Origin of the sequence: Anaerocolumna sedimenticola, assembly GCF_009931695.1 — a bacterium.
GTDB classification, from domain to species: Bacteria; Bacillota; Clostridia; order Lachnospirales; family Lachnospiraceae; genus Anaerocolumna; species Anaerocolumna sedimenticola.
This window is the reverse complement of record NZ_CP048000.1, coordinates 5,103,886-5,119,801: the sequence shown is the minus strand read 5'-3', so window position 1 is coordinate 5,119,801 and position 15,916 is coordinate 5,103,886. Positions and strand designations below refer to the sequence as shown.

14 protein-coding genes and 1 pseudogene are annotated in these 15,916 nt (G+C 36.9%); 14 read left to right on the top strand and 1 reads right to left on the bottom strand.

Annotated elements, in window-relative coordinates:
* Positions 1–13: 13 nt before the first annotated feature.
* From Ana3638_RS22830 to Ana3638_RS22795, 8 genes are all read left to right on the top strand, one after another.
* The gene (locus Ana3638_RS22830; protein ID WP_161840086.1) at positions 14–1,210 is read left to right on the top strand and encodes a class II aldolase/adducin family protein; all 1,197 of its coding nucleotides are present in this window, start codon (positions 14–16) and stop codon (positions 1,208–1,210) included.
* A 55-nt stretch (positions 1,211–1,265) separates the two neighbouring features.
* Positions 1,266–2,861 (top strand): xylulokinase, encoded by a 1,596-nt coding sequence (locus Ana3638_RS22825; RefSeq protein ID WP_161840085.1) that lies wholly within the window; start codon positions 1,266–1,268, stop codon positions 2,859–2,861.
* Positions 2,862–2,926: 65 nt separating this feature from the next.
* The gene (locus tag Ana3638_RS22820; RefSeq protein ID WP_161840084.1) at positions 2,927–3,091 is read left to right on the top strand and encodes a hypothetical protein; all 165 of its coding nucleotides are present in this window, start codon (positions 2,927–2,929) and stop codon (positions 3,089–3,091) included.
* Positions 3,092–3,105: 14 nt separating this feature from the next.
* Positions 3,106–3,777, top strand: coding sequence for a TetR/AcrR family transcriptional regulator (locus Ana3638_RS22815; protein ID WP_161840083.1), 672 nt, complete (start codon positions 3,106–3,108; stop codon positions 3,775–3,777).
* Between the two features lie 282 nt (positions 3,778–4,059).
* Positions 4,060–5,868: a methyl-accepting chemotaxis protein gene (locus Ana3638_RS22810; protein WP_161840082.1), complete on the top strand. Its 1,809-nt coding sequence runs from the start codon at positions 4,060–4,062 to the stop codon at positions 5,866–5,868.
* A 36-nt stretch (positions 5,869–5,904) separates the two neighbouring features.
* Positions 5,905–6,618: a MurR/RpiR family transcriptional regulator gene (locus Ana3638_RS22805; RefSeq protein ID WP_161840081.1), complete on the top strand. Its 714-nt coding sequence runs from the start codon at positions 5,905–5,907 to the stop codon at positions 6,616–6,618.
* A 124-nt stretch (positions 6,619–6,742) separates the two neighbouring features.
* Positions 6,743–7,351, top strand: coding sequence for a sugar O-acetyltransferase (locus tag Ana3638_RS22800; protein WP_161840080.1), 609 nt, complete (start codon positions 6,743–6,745; stop codon positions 7,349–7,351).
* Complete coding sequence (locus Ana3638_RS22795) at positions 7,344–7,985, top strand: HAD family hydrolase (protein WP_161840079.1); 642 nt, start codon at positions 7,344–7,346, stop codon at positions 7,983–7,985. The genes Ana3638_RS22800 and Ana3638_RS22795 overlap by 8 nt, the downstream gene beginning before the upstream one ends.
* A 202-nt stretch (positions 7,986–8,187) precedes the next feature.
* Here the strand turns inward: Ana3638_RS22795 and Ana3638_RS22790 are convergent.
* Positions 8,188–9,227: pseudogene (locus Ana3638_RS22790) on the bottom strand (glycoside hydrolase family 88/105 protein).
* Between the two features lie 308 nt (positions 9,228–9,535).
* Between Ana3638_RS22790 and Ana3638_RS22785 the strand changes: the two are divergent.
* From Ana3638_RS22785 to Ana3638_RS22760, 6 genes are all read left to right on the top strand, one after another.
* Positions 9,536–10,378 carry an AraC family transcriptional regulator gene (locus Ana3638_RS22785; protein ID WP_161840078.1) on the top strand — a complete coding sequence of 281 codons (843 nt, stop codon included), beginning with the start codon at positions 9,536–9,538 and terminating at the stop codon, positions 10,376–10,378.
* Between the two features lie 90 nt (positions 10,379–10,468).
* The gene (locus Ana3638_RS22780) at positions 10,469–11,035 is read left to right on the top strand and encodes a histidine phosphatase family protein (protein WP_161840077.1); all 567 of its coding nucleotides are present in this window, start codon (positions 10,469–10,471) and stop codon (positions 11,033–11,035) included.
* A gap of 217 nt (positions 11,036–11,252) precedes the next feature.
* Complete coding sequence (locus tag Ana3638_RS22775; RefSeq protein WP_161840076.1) at positions 11,253–12,566, top strand: glycoside hydrolase family 27 protein; 1,314 nt, start codon at positions 11,253–11,255, stop codon at positions 12,564–12,566.
* Positions 12,567–12,612: 46 nt separating this feature from the next.
* Positions 12,613–13,644: a LacI family DNA-binding transcriptional regulator gene (locus tag Ana3638_RS22770; protein WP_161840075.1), complete on the top strand. Its 1,032-nt coding sequence runs from the start codon at positions 12,613–12,615 to the stop codon at positions 13,642–13,644.
* Between the two features lie 325 nt (positions 13,645–13,969).
* Positions 13,970–14,932: an ABC transporter permease gene (locus Ana3638_RS22765; RefSeq protein ID WP_330587755.1), complete on the top strand. Its 963-nt coding sequence runs from the start codon at positions 13,970–13,972 to the stop codon at positions 14,930–14,932.
* A 10-nt stretch (positions 14,933–14,942) separates the two neighbouring features.
* Positions 14,943–15,848 carry a carbohydrate ABC transporter permease gene (locus Ana3638_RS22760; protein WP_161840073.1) on the top strand — a complete coding sequence of 302 codons (906 nt, stop codon included), beginning with the start codon at positions 14,943–14,945 and terminating at the stop codon, positions 15,846–15,848.
* The last annotated feature ends 68 nt before the right edge of the window (positions 15,849–15,916 follow it).

The window sequence follows — 15,916 nt, the reverse complement described above, 5'->3', positions numbered from 1 at the left end:
TAAGGAGATTGTTATGACTGAAAAAGAGACAAAAGAAAATGTTGTAAAAGCAGGGAGAAGACTTGTTGAATCAGGACTTATAACACGAACCTGGGGGAATGTCAGCTGCAGAATCGATGAAAACCATTTTGCAATCACTCCCAGCGGCAGGGATTATATGTCAATCGGACCGGAGGATATCGTTACTGTTTCAATAGAGGATTGCAGTTATACGGGAACTATAAAACCCTCCTCAGAAAAGGGGGTTCATTCAGCGGTCTATCAACATAACCCTGACATTCATTTTGTGATACATACTCACCAGGAAAATGCGTCTGTTATAAGTACTTTAGGTTTCGATTCCATTAAGATTGCTTCGGAAGATCCCTTACTTGGAAATGAGATAATATGTGCGTCCTATGGCCTCCCGGGAACGAAAAAGCTGAGAAAAGGAGTAGCGGAGGCATTAAAGCGGTCGAAAGGTAACGCAGTCATCATGAAACATCATGGAGCGGTTTGCTTCGGAAAAGATGAAGAAGAAGCTTTTAAGGCTGCGCTAGAACTTGAGGATGCATGTGAAGGTTTTATCATTAACCGATATCTGAAAATAGAACAGAGAAATAATTATAATCCCGATGCGCTGAGACAGTTTGCACTTTCACATATGGGCCGCAGCCGGCTGCCTCAGGGTGAAGAATTATTACAGTCTTTTTGTAACAGTGAGCGGACGGAAAATGGGTTTCTGTTATATGAAAAAAGCGGAAAGGTAACAGAAATCAGATTTGGTATGCCTGAGGATGCTTTTAACGGGGAAGCAAAAATACATAATGAGATTTATAAGAAAAATAAAAATATTAGCTATATCATACATGCAGTTACCCCGAATATTTTAACGGTCTCCCTTGCAGGCATAAAATTATATCCTTTCGTAGACGATTTTGCACAAATTGCAGGTACAAAAGTAGGTACCGCAGTAAAACCGTCAAAAATAGCAGCCGATTTAAAAAGGGCATCTGCCGTCTTATTCAATAACAACGGTGCTTTCTGCTGCGGAGCCAATGAGAAAGATGCATCAGCCGTTTCAATGATAATGGAGAAAAATTGTAAAGCTCTCATTAGCGGAACGCTGTTTGGAACAATAAAACCAATCAGTTGGCTGGATAGGAATCTTATGCGTATGGTATATTTAAAAAAATATTCCAGGCAGATAAATAATAATATGGATAAATAAAGGTTTTGTAAAACGAAGCTGGACGAGATAATAGGAAAGTCAGGTGGGACAATTTGTGAGTGTAAATGTCATTACTTATGATGTTGGTACGACAGGAATAAAAACCTGTATTTTTGAGATTTCTGACACAATTAAGCTGATTACGGCAGCGGTAGAGGGTTATCAGCTATACATAGAAGAAAATGGCGGTGCGGAACAGGATCTTAAGGAAATATGGAATGCCATGTGCAGTACTACGATTAAGGTGATTGACAATAGTAAAATTTCTCCCGGCAGTATACAAGGAATATCATTTTGTTCACAGATGCAGGGCCTTGTACTTGTAGATAAGAATGGTGAACCGGTCCGCAGATTAATGAGTTATATGGATCAAAGGGCAAGACGGGAGTTAAAAGAAGGTATGGGAAACGGACTTAAAATATCCGGGGTTAATTTCTTAAAACTTCTTAAGTCCATTAAAATTACCGGTGCAGTGGCGGCAAGTGTTAAAGATCCTGTCTGGAAATATAACTGGGTTAAGAGGAACGAACCGGAAAATTTTAAAAGGGTACATAAATGGCTGGATGTAAAAGAATATTTAATATTTAAATGCACCGGCAATTTTATTATGACAAAGGACAGTGCTTTCGGAACCATGCTTTTTGATATCAGGAAGGGAAAAAATTGCTTCAGCAGTAAAATGTGTAAGCTGCTGGGTGTTAATATGGAACATCTGCCCCAAATAGCAGGCTGCTCCGACAAGGTGGGTTTGCTGACTGAGAAAGCCGCGGTGCAGCTTCATTTAAAGGCTGGAACACCGGTGTTCGGAGGCGGCGGGGATGCTTCCCTCATAGGTGTGGGGGCTGGTGCTGTCAGTATGGGAAGCACCCATATTTATTCTGGTACTTCCGGCTGGGTTTCAACAGTTGTAAATAAGAGGGTACTGGATATTACCTCCATGATAGCTTCCATTATCGGGGCTGATGACAATTCCTATAATTATTTTGCAGAATTGGAAACAGCAGGTAAATGTCTTGAATGGGTTAAAAATCATCTTGCATTAGATGAGATTAATATTTATCTGCAAAAAATATGCGTATCTGACTCGTTGGAATCCCTTTATGTGAATTTATATGATTTTATGCTGGAAGAAATCAAAAACATTCCTGCGGGAAGTCACGGAGTTATTTTTACCCCATGGCTGCATGGAAACCGCTGCCCTTTCGAAGATTCCCTTGCCAGGGGAATGTTTTTTAACATTAGCCTGGAAACGGGAAAAAGAGATTTAATTCATGCTGTCATGGAAGGAATCTGCTATCATTTAAGATGGCAGCTTGAGGCTCAGAGAAAAAAAATAAAGACATCAAAGGCAATACGATTTGTCGGAGGCGGTGCATTGTCTCCGCTAACCTGTCAGACAATGTCAGATATTCTGGGATGTGAGATAGAGACCGTTGATAGTCCTCAGAATGCCGGTGCATTAGGTGCAGCGGTAATCGTGGCTGTTGGACTGGGTATACTGGAAAGAATGGAAGATGCGGATAAACTTATTAAGGTTAAAGAAGTATATGTACCAAATACAGCCAATAAAGAAATACATGACAGGAATTTTATAGTTTTTAAATCACTTTATAAAAATAATAAAAGAGCTTTTCGTATTATAAATAAATAAGTGAGAGCCAATACCGTAGCATTTATCCCATACAGGAAGGGACTTCTTTAGGTTTGATCCTGCTTATGGGACAGATAGCAGGAATAGTAATCGTTTATATTTTCGAAGTTTTAAAAGGCCTTTCAGGCTCAATTGTTTTACCTATGCTTTTAATCGTAGCTGTAACTGTTTTGGAACTGCCGGTTGTTTTAAAAATGAAAGAATCTGGTTTAATCAATAGAGTCAAATAATACTTGGAGGTTATATGAAAGAGAGTGTTTTAAAAAATAAACACATTGCATTTCACAAGGATACTTTTAATAAGACAACAGAAGACCGAAGGCAAAAGGTACTTGAGGCTGCAACGGAGGAGTTTGCCGCAAATGGATATAATGCAACCAGTATTAATGTTATTTCTAAAAAATCCAATATAAGTATAGGTGCATTGTACAGCTATTTTGCATCAAAAGAGGATTTATTCTTAAGTATTGTTAATGATGCATATGATTTGATGGAAAAAATTTTAAAGGATGTTGCAAAAAACAGCAGGGACATTTATGATTGTATAGAGCGGATGCTGGCTGCTTCCAGAGAATTTGCGGTTAAATATCCGCAGTTAAACCAGATATATCTTGATATCACAACCCAGGCACTTTCACCCTTGGCAGTCAGATTATCAAATAAACTTGAAATTATTACCCCTGAACTTCTATGTGGTATAATCCGGCAGGCAAAAGAAGAGGGGAGAATTAAGGATGACCTCGATGAAAAAGTGATCTCATATTGTATGGACAATATTTTTATGATATATCAATTTTCCTTTTCCTCGGATTATTATAAAGAACGATTAAAAATATTTTTAGGGGAAGAGAAGCTTAAGGATATAAACGATATTGAGAAAAGTATTGTTAAGTTTATAAGAGCTGCCATTGAATAAATACAAGGAAGTAATTAATCCCAGATGGTAATAAACAAAACCTTGCCTTAAACCTATTTGATAAAAAATATCAATAATATTATCAAATTAGTTTGAATAACTTGGATTTTTACATTATAATAAAGAAAAATATGGAAATCAGGCATAGCGGAAAGGGTGATATTACTTTGGTTAGCGTCCGGCTGGTGGACTTTAAGCCAATCATTTTAAAGCATATGGGGAGTGCAATAACTAATAAATACCAGACTCATAAAACTGAAAAATATACCGGAGGATAAGAACATGAAATGGTTTAAACTGGATGGAATTAGTAAAAAAATTGGTTTATTCGTATCACTCATCATTATTGCGGCCTTACTGGGCATATCATCATTTAATTATATGATATCAAGAAATGAGATTACAAGATCTAACAAAATAATACTTAAAAATGCAATTGAAACGATAATGGCTGATATAAACAGAAATTACTCTTATACCAAATCGGATACAAATGGAATGTCAGAAGAGTCAGCCAAGGAGGCTACCTTAAGCTCCATCGAGTCATTACAAAGCGGACAAGCCGATTCCCTGTCGGCTGCAACTGCCCAAGAGGCTGATACAACTTCCGCCGCGACGAAAAACTCTTCTATGGCAATTCATACCTTGGATTTAGGGGAATCAGGATATTTCTACATAATAAATTCACAGGGGGATATTATTTTCCATCCTTTTTTAGAGGATAATATCAACGATTTAAAAGCGGACGACGGAAGAAATATAATTCAGGATACTGTAACCTTAGCAAAAGAAGGCGGAGGGATGATACATTATACCTTAACTGACGATGTCAGTATTATAAGGGATGGTAAAACCGTTTATACCAAATACTTTCCATATTGGGACTGGGTAGTTTGTGCAGTCATTTACGACAAAGATTTTTCCAGAGGATCCGATATGATTCTTGTCAGTAACCTAATCGGTGTTGGTGTCGTTTTATTTATCTCCCTTTTACTGGTCATTTGGTTATCCGGCAGGATAACAAAACCCATAAAAAGAGTGGCAGGTACGCTTTATGAAGTGTCAAACGGTGATTTGACCCAGAGTAAAATTATTCTGGAAACGAAAGATGAGACGAAGCTTCTGGCGGATTCGGTTAACCGGCTTTTGGACAGCTTTCATCACATCGTCAAGATGATGACAGCTTCAAGCAGCAGTTTAAATCAATTTGCCATGAATTTAAGCCAATCTTCCGATGTTGTATCGGAAACTACAATTGCCGTGACAAAGGCAATATCACAAATGGCAGAACAAACTGAGATACAATATCAGGAAACTCTGGATACGGTGCACAAAATAACTCTGCTTGGCGATGATATCAGGCATACGGCCGAAGAAGGAACAAGAATTGAGTCAGCAGCACAAAGAAGTCTAGAATTAAAAGAGGAAGGCCAGACCTCTGTAAACAATCTAATGGATGCGAACAGAGAAAACCAGGCAAATTCCATTAAGATAGAAAAAATAATACATAAGATAAATGAATCCTCCAAAGATATAGGGGATATTACTGCTATTATAACCAATGTTGCAAATCAGACGAATCTGCTTGCATTAAATGCAAGTATAGAAGCGGCCAGAGCCGGCGAACACGGGGCAGGTTTTGCCATAGTCGGAGAGGAAATCAGAAAATTAGCGAATGAAACAGCCATTGCAACGGAGAACATCAGGAATAAGATTATCCAGATGCAGGAGCAATCGGAAGAAGCGGTCAAATTTATCAATATCAACCGGTCAGGTGTTGAAAAGATTAATGTAACAGTTGAACAGACAGGTAATGTCATAAACAGGATTGAAGAAGGTTTACTGCAGCAAATAGAGGGAATAAGGGAAATTGCAGAACGAAATAAGGAAATTAACATAAAAAAGGATGATATATTAAAACTTTTACAGCATGTCGCTAAAGCTGCTGAAGAAAATTCCTCTTCAACGGAAGAAATCTCAGCCACAGCAGAAGAGCAGTCTACAACTATGGTGGAAATAACCTCAAGTATTTCACAGCTGTATGATATGGTACAGGAGTTAAATGGGATAATTAATCAGTTTAAGATTTAATTTAATAATTTGCGGGGAAATTAGTTGGAGGTAAACATGTTTTCATATGAAACTATCCAAAAATTCAATGAAACTGAAATTATGATATATAAATATATAATGGATAACAGTGAAAAAATACCCTATATGACGATTCGGGAACTGGCTGATGTGATACATGTTTCTACTTCAACAATACTTAGGTTTTGCAATAAAATAAATTGTGACGGGTATAAGGAATTTAAAGAAAAGTTTATGAAACATATAGAACAAATCCGTGAAATACCGCCTCGGGAAGATTTGTCCGAGCTATTACTTTATTTTAAGAGAACGAATACCAATTCTTTTGAGCAGAAAATAAAGCAGGGTGCTGACTTTATCAGAAAAGCAGAAACAGTTATCTTTATTGGTATGGGTTCATCCGGAGCCCTTGCAAGATATGGAGCAAGGTATTTCTCTAATTTAGGTAAATTCTCTATAGGTTTGGAAGATACTTATTATCCAATTCTAAAAGATAAGCCAAAAGCCACCGTGGTGATTGCACTGTCGGTTTCAGGAGAAACGAAAGAAGTAATCGATTTAATTGATCAATTCAAACTCAATCAATGTAGCATTTTAAGCATTACGAATCAGTCTCATTCAAGCATAGCCATGATGTCAGATTGGAATATTTCATATAATATGGAGATGCAGAGAATTAACGGAGGATATAATGCTACGACGCAAGTGCCGGTATTGTTTCTAATAGAAGCACTGGCAAGAAGAATATGATTTTTGAAACATCTTGTTACTGGTTATGTAACAAGATGTTTTTTATATTATAAATATAGCAGGAGTTGATGATAAAAAGTCCTCCTGAAGTAATATTTTAATATAGAGATGAAAGGAATAAAAGATGAATACAGAACTGGATAAGTGTTTGGGTGGAAAAAATTACAACTGCCATGATGAAGTATTTTTGAAGTATAAACGAAAAGCAAGAATATTACTTAATGAATATAATCGGTTTGCATATGATCAAAAGTCGGAAAAAAGGAGAGTTTTGGCACAACTCTTTGGAAGTGTAGGTACAAATATATCAGTAGCCTCTCCTTTTATCTGCGATTATGGATGCAATATTTATCTGGGCAGCAATGTATCAATTAATATGAATTGTACTTTTGTAGATTGTAATAAAATTACGATAGGCAATAATGTGTTAATAGCTTCTAATGTTCAAATCTATACGGCAGCACACCCGGTAGAACTTAATGAAAGGCTGACACCTGATTGGAGTCCGGAATCAGGTGAATATTTTTGCCGGACCTACGCTCTTCCCGTTACGGTTGGTGATGGATGTTGGATCGGTGGAGGAGTTATTATATTACCTGGAATCAACATTGGAAAAGGTAGCGTTATAGGTGCGGGCAGCGTTGTGACAAGGGATATTCCCGAAAATTGTGTGGCAGTCGGAAATCCGTGCCGAGTAATTCGTAGAATCAACGGAGTTTACAAACATGATTAGAATGATTGCATTTGATTTTGACGGAACAATAGCAGATACCATCCCTATATGCATGGAAGCGTTTAATACTGCGGCTTCACCTTATGCCGGACATAAATTAACAAAACAGGAGATAGTAAAGACATTTGGCCTGAATGAGACCGGAATGGTTAAATCGCTTGTTAAAGATAATTGGGAAGCAGCCCTGGAAGATTTTTATTTTTCTTATGAGAAACTACATGTCAAATGTATGGAACCGTTTCCACAGATCATTGAATTGATTAATTTTCTGAAAGAGAAAAATATCATCGTTGCCTTGATTACCGGAAAAGGGAAGATTAGCTGTGATATCTCATTAAAAAATTTAAAGTTAGAGGAGGCTTTCAGTGAAATAATGTTAGGAGATGAGGGGTACTTTAATAAAGCAGAATCTATTCAAAAATTGATGAATAAATACTCTGTTAAAAGCGATGAATTTTACTATGTAGGCGATGCAGTATCGGATGTAACTGCTTGCAGAGAAGCCGGTGTAACCTGCCTTTCAGCGGCATGGTCAGAAGGTGTTAACTTGGAACAATTAATAAAATTTAATCCAGGGTTTATCTATTATGATATTGTAAAATTAAAAGATTTTTTACTGAAACACTGTATTTGAAATTCATGAAATAATGCAAAAGAACTTAGGAAAATCAATTATAACTAAAATAATTCGTCAGAAACCAGATGGGAATATGAAGTTTATATAATGAATTAAACGATATGTTTTAAGAAATTTAGATACGTTATAATAGGCTGCTGCAAAATGCTCAAAGTATTTTGCAGCATTCATTATAATAATCGGATACACGATATCATCTTTAAAACTTTTCAGACAGATTCATTTCTGCACACATCATAATAAAAGCTCCTGCTCCGTGTAAGTCATTCACACTTGTGGGACGGTTCAGATAATGCTTATAATCGCCGATTCCCGTACCGATACATACTCCGTCAATCATAATACCTCCGTTAGCATCAAATTTAAGCCGGGTAATAACACCTTCAAACCCTTTCCAGGCATATTTTAAATATATTTTATGCAAATATCCTTTTCTTACCGCTTTTGCCAATGCGTAAACAAACAGGCAGGTACAGGATGTTTCCAGCCAATTTTGGGGGTCATCTGTTTTATCTATAACTTCATACCATAGTCCGGTTTTTTCATCCTGAAAAGGAATCAGGGATTTCAGTGTATTTTGAAGTATTTGAACTAGTTCCGGTTTCTTTTCATGATTATCAGGAAAGTCATCAAAAATCTCAACTAATGCAACGGGAAACCAGCCGATGGAACGTCCCCAGAATTCCGGTGATTTACCGGTTACCGGATCTGCCCATAAGGCTTTTTTTGTTTCATCCCATCCGTGGTAGAGAAGTCCGGTTTTGTCATCTTTGGTATATTGATACATAAGAATAGCCTGATGGGCAATTATGTCATAATATTCAGGATCTTGAAAAGTATGACCAAATTTTACCCCAATCGGACCGCACATAAAAAGGCAGTCCAGCCACATTTGATTTGGTAAGTCATCTTTGTGCCAGAAACCACCTTTTGAATTGGTTTTCCAGGTTTTAAATAATGGAACCATTGTGAATAAAGCGGTTCTATACCGTTCATCACCAGTCTTTTCATATAGATTAAAAAGAAGAATACCGGGTTCGATATCATCGAATTGAGTAGGGTCATATGAAAGAACGGTGCCTTTCCCATCAATAATACTGTCAACCCAATTTTTATATAAGTAAAATACGTATCATTGTTGTTTTGTTTGAAGCATTTTTCCATACCCAGCAGGAAAACACCTTGATGATAATGGAATCGTCCAACCGGAGGCAATTCCTTTGCATTAAATTTATGCATTAATGTATCACAGGCAAGTTCTCCCCACATAAGTGGTGTTCTATCTTTTAATTTTGTCATTTTACTGCTCCCTTTTTGTATTATTTATATTAAGTTCAAGTTCTATATTGGTATGTTAATGCATTTATTTGTACATTAATTGCCCAAATTTTAATTTTCTTCTTAAATTTTGCTGTTTTTGTAGTATACTGTATTTAAGTGATAACGAAACAATTGCAAAAACATTATAAATTGATATTTGATATTATGAAAACAATTTTAACACGCAATCCGGCTCAAAAGACCTGAAATAGTTAGGAGGAAAGACAATGAAGCTAAGCAGCTTTGAATGTAATGATGTAGAGGACATTTTTTCCGTTTCTAAGAAAAAACAGTTCAACCATGCAATGCCGGAGAGTCATTTCCATAGTTCTTACGAACTCTATTATCTTTTAGAGGGAGAGAGACAATTCTTTATTAAAGACAGAACGATTGTTATGGGAACCGGAGATTTAGTAATTATAAGACCTAATGTTTTACATAGAACTGCTAATACGGAGCATCCAAAACATGAAAAAATTATCCTGAATTTTAAAGAGGAGTTCCTGGCTGCATTTAATGGAAACTTTATTAATACCTTACATCCAAATTTTCAAAATGATTATCTGGTTATTCATTTTTCTTTACAGCATAAAATACTTGTCGAGGATATGCTGCAGCAAATTGTGTTGGAAGCACAGGAAAAAAAATCATCTTATGAAATTTATATACAAAGTCTTATCCTGCAGTTACTGATTTTTTCATCCAGATATATGGAAGAACATAATATAAAACCGTTTGAGTATTTAAATACGAAACATGAGCGTATATCTGAGGTGGTCCGGTATATCAATACATATTATAAAAATGATTTATCTCTACAATTTCTGTCAAATCGGTTTTATGTAAGCCCTTATTATCTGAGCCGTACTTTTAAAGAAGTTACAGGGTTTACTTTCGTAGAATATTTGAACAGTGTTCGGATTAAAGAAGCAAAGAAGTTATTAGAGGAAAGTAATCTAAAAGTTAGTTTAATCGCTGCAAAAGTTGGTTTTGGAAGTATCACTCATTTTGGACGGGTGTTTAAAGAACTAACGGGTCATAAACCTTTGTTTTATAGGAAAAGAGTCTAATACGCAGCAATACTCTGAAGAGATAATTTCTTTTTGAATATTAATAGATATGTTATAATAATAAAATAATTTATCCATAGGGGGAGTATTATGACAACAGTCTATTTTATAAGACATGCAGAACCGGATTTTGAGGTGCACGATGATCTTTTAAGGCCATTAACCGTGAAAGGCCATGCAGATGCCAAGCTGGTTACAGCATATTTAAAGGATAAGGAAATCGATGAAGTATTGTCCAGTCCATATCTAAGAGCAATTGATACGGTCAAGGATTTTGCAGATGAAAGCGGATTAAATATAAAGGTTATTTATGAATTCAGGGAGCGGAAAGTAGATAGTGCCTGGATAGAAGATTTTACCTCTTTTTCAAAAAAGCAGTGGGAAGATTTTGATTACAAATTAGCGGATGGAGAAAGTTTGAGAGAAGTACAGGAACGAAACATCAAGGCATTAAATGACGTTTTATTGTTACATAAGGGTAAAAACATAGTGATAGGAACCCATGGAACTGCGTTAAGCACGATTATAAATTATTATCAAAATACTTATGGTTATGAAGACTTTGAAAAAATGAAGAGGTTAATGCCCTGGATTGTTAAAATGCAATTTAACATTGATGTGTGTGAAAAGATAAGTAAAATAAATATAACAGAATAAAAAATATAATATAAACATCACATTCAGACATTAGAATTTACCATTTGAAAAAAGGAGGTAAAAAGAGTAGTTATGATTTATTATTCTGACCATTTGCAGGAGAGGTCATTGCAGCTGGGAATGTCAGGATAATAGCAGAAGGAAGTCTTCTATTATCTTAATAGAACACTGTTAGATATTACATTTAATAGAATTATTTTAGCATGGAGGTTTATAAATGGATAAAAATAGTTTTACTTCAAGACCACCGATGGGTTGGAACAGTTATGATTATTATGATACGACAGTAAATGAAGAACAGGTCAGGGCAAATGCAGATTATATGGCTGCCCATTTAAAGGAATATGGATGGGAATATGTGGTTGTGGATATTCAGTGGTATGCCTATGGTACGGGAACAAAACGGCAGCAATATCAATATATACCGTTTAGCAGGTTAGAAATGGATGAATATGCAAGGCTTTTGCCAGACCCTGAGAAATTCCCGTCTTCTGCCAATGGCAATGGATTTAAGCCTTTGGCAGATTATATACATAATCTTGGACTCAAATTCGGCATTCATATAATGAGAGGTATCCCAAGAGTTGCAGCCCATAATCATAGCAGAATTTTAGGTACAGATATTACAGCAGATATGATAGCAGCTCCAAGTTCCATTTGTGGTTGGAATCCGGATATGTATGGTCTGAAAAATGAACCGGGAGCACAGGAATATTATAATTCTCTGTTAAAACTATATGCAGAGTGGGGAGTTGATTACATCAAATGTGATGATATCTGCAATACCAATCTGTATGCAAATAACCCTTATTCAGCCAGACATGAAATCGAAATGCTGCATCATGCTATAAAAATAAGCGGTCGTCCAATTGTCCTTAGCCTTTCTCCGGGGCCGGCATTAATTGAACAGGCCTGGCATTATGAAAAATATGCTAATATGTGGCGGATTACCGATGATTTTTGGGATAGCTGGCCATTACTCCTTAATATGTTTGAACGTTGTGAATTATGGCAGAACCATGTGACAAAAGGATGTTATCCTGACTGTGATATGCTTCCGTTAGGATTAGTCGGAAAAGGATTTGAAGCAGAGCGTGTGACTAACTTTACACGGGAAGAACAGATTACCATGATGACCTTGTGGTGTATCTTCCGTTCACCGCTCATGTTGGGAGCCGAACTGACAATGATGGATGAATGGACCTTATCCCTTATTACAAATAAACAGGTATTAGCAATGTTAAGTGAAGAACATAAGGCAGTTCAGGTAACCAGAAACAAAGATTATGCAGTGTGGTTTTCCAGAAATCAAGAAACCAACGAATGTTATGTGGCGCTATTCAATTTCAGGGATGAAAAATCAAAAGTAATGACATCTTTAGATGAATGCGGATATTACCGTTATAAGGATGTTAATTTAAAAGAAGTGCCGGCCCGGGAATTGTGGACGGGTAAAGAGGTAAGAATTGTCGATGGGAACCTTACGGATGAGATTGAGAAACATGGTGCGGCGCTGTTTAAGTTAAACTGAAACGGCATTGTATTAATTATTAAATTGACAGTATACAGGAGATTCTATGGGAAAAGAAAGAGTCAGTATTTATCATATAGCCAAAGAAGCAGGTGTTTCCCCGGCAACAGTTTCACGTGTATTAACGCATAATGCAAATGTCAGTGATGAAAAACGAATTAAAGTTGAAGAATTAATTCAAAAATATGATTTTCGGCCCAATGCTATGGCGCGAGGACTTAGCAATACTCAGTCAAAAATTATTGGGTTGCTGGCACCGGATATCCGAAATCCTTTCTATGCAACACTTGCAGTTGAGTGTGAACGCGCAGCCAGTGAAAGAGGGTATATTCTTTTACTCAGTAATTCAATGAGCAATATGGAGCTGGAAGAGTATCATTTACAGAAAATGTTTGAACAAAGGGTAGATGCACTGATTTTGATGGGCGGTAAAGTTGACGAACTTGTTTCGGACGAAGAATACGTTGAGAAGATGAATCAGATTGCAGATACAACTCCGGTGGTAATTACCGGTAAATTAGACGGCAGTGACTGTTATCAGGTAAACATTGATGAAGCACAGGCTATGGATATTCTGATGGAATATCTGATCGGCAGCGGACACCAAAATATTTGTATCATGGGCGGCAGGAAAGATGTTAATTCAACCTATGCCAAGCGTATCCGCTACCGCAGCAGCCTAAGAAAATATGGAATCCCCTTTCGGCCGGAATATATGGTCGAAACGGGAGAATATAGTTTGGAAAGCGGGTACAGGGCAATGAACGAGATGTTTGAAAGTAATATTGAATTACCAAGTGCGATCATTGCTATCAATGATTTTACCGCCCTGGGAATCGTTCAGTCAGTCCGCCGGCATTCATACCGGATTCCGGAAGATATTTCCGTAGCGAGTTTTGATAATACTTTTATTGCAGATTCCTGTACGCCGCGTTTAACCAGTATGGGATATCAGTATGATAAGTTTGGGGATGCTCTTGTTGAGACTGCAATTACTGCATTGGAAGGAAAAAATCCTCCTAAATTACAGCTGATTCCACCCGAACTTGTGGTAAGGGAATCCTGCAGAAGTATCTAATGAGAAGTTTGCTAAAATACATAAATGAGGAACCATTTTAAAGTGCAAAATGCACAAAAAATGGTTCCTCATTTTTAGTTTAATCAACTATTTGCACATTAAAATGGGAAAAAATGTATAATAATTAATTGACAAATTATGGTAATAGGAATATAATGGTTATATGAAACGGGTTTCAGTACAAAGTTTGATTCAGTTTTTTTGCATCTTGGTGTTCATAAGTACAAATGCGCTGGATGTAGAAACGCAGTGACGGAATAATCATGAAATCCGATTTTTATGGGTAATCATGAAACCGATTTCAAAAAAACAGGAGGAGAATGATGTGAAAGAGAATAAGAACAATTCTAGTGAGGTAGCGGTAAAAGCTCATAAAAAATCCTTTTGGAATACATTAAATGACAATAAAACACTGTTACTTATGTGTCTTCCGCCCATTATATTCTTTATTGTTTTTTGTTATTGCCCGCTTCCGGGTGTCTACATAGCATTTACAAATTATAATTTCCGTGACGGTATCTTCGGTAGTCCCTTCGTAGGACTTAAAAACTTTGAATTCCTGATAAAATCCGGGCAATTGTGGCATTTAACTAAAAATACGATACTTTACAATCTGGTATTTATTATACTCGGCAATGTTTTTCAGATAACAATTGCAATCATGCTGAATGAAATCAGAAACAAATGGTTTAAAAAAGTATCTCAGACAATTATGTTTCTGCCATATTTTATTTCCACGGTTTTGATTGGAGCTATCACTTTTAATATTCTCAATTACGATACCGGTGCTCTCAATACCGTCCTGAGAGAGCTGGGCGGAGATCCTGTTAAGATTTACAGTATGGCAGGCGTTTGGCCGTTTATCATTGTTTTCTGCCAGATGTGGCAGCAGACTGGTTATGGATCTGTTGTATATTTTGCATCAATCTGTGGTATAGATTCCAGTATGATAGAGGCTGCGGAGGTTGATGGTGCTGCCAGCTGGCAGCGAATCCGTTACATCATTCTCCCATGTCTGAAACCTACCTTTGTCATTTTATTGCTGTTTGCTCTCGGTGGTATTATGAAAGGTAACTTTGGTTTATTCTGGAACCTTGTCGGCAATAATTCCCAGTTGTTTGAAACAACTGATATCATAGAAACTTCCGTATACCGTATGATGATGTCTCAGAATAATTTTGCAACATCATCAGCAGTTGGACTGTATCAGTCCATCTTTGGATTTACTTTGGTTATGTTAAGCAACTGGCTGGTAAAACGGATAGATCCGGATTATGCATTATTCTAGGAGGCAGAGGATGGTAAAAAAAGGGACTAAAATCAAACTGGGCAGAAGCACGGTTGCATTAAAATTAATTTCGTACATAGTTGTTCTGCTGTTTACAATGATATGTATCTTTCCATTTATTTTAATTATTTCCGCATCTTTTTCTACCGAGAGTATAATCAGCAAAGAGGGTTTTGGACTGCTTCCTAAGGGGCTGACTCTTGTGGCATATGGATGGGTGTTCCGATATCCGAAGATGATACTCGGTTCTTATGCCGTAACCATTATTATGACCGGATGCGGTACGGTTTTGGGTTTATTTATGATAGCAATGACCGGTTATGCGTTGCAGAGAAAGGATTTTCCATACCGTAATATATTGTCATTTTTTATCTATTTTACCACCTTATTTTCAGCAGGTATGGCACCGACTTTCATCTGGGTGGCAAGGTATCTGAATCTGAAAGGAAGTTATCTGGCTGTATTTCTTCAACTGTTGATGTCGCCCTGGCTGATTATTCTTATGAAAAACTTTGCGAAATCAGTACCATATGAGATAACGGAATCCGGTAAGATTGACGGTGCCGGAGATTTTAAGATATTCATCTCCCTTATTTTTCCAATGTTAAAACCGGCGCTTGCAACGGTAGGTCTTTTTCTGGCATTGGGATATTGGAATGAGTGGTACCAGTCCTCCCTTTATCTTGGATCATCCGTTACCTATAAGCCGCTGCAGTATTATTTATATAATATCATTAATACGGCTAATGCATTAAAAGGTTCTGTGGCGGGTGCCAATGTTACCTATACCGAACTGCCATCCAATACTTTGAAGATGGCAACAGCAGTAGTAGCCACCGGTCCCATTGTTTTTCTATATCCGTTTGTACAAAAATATTTCATCTCCGGTATCACAGTAGGAGCAGTAAAAGGATAAATTGTAATAACGATTTACTACCCTCGGGATAAGAACGGACCGCAGTGACGGAATCGTCAATATAGATT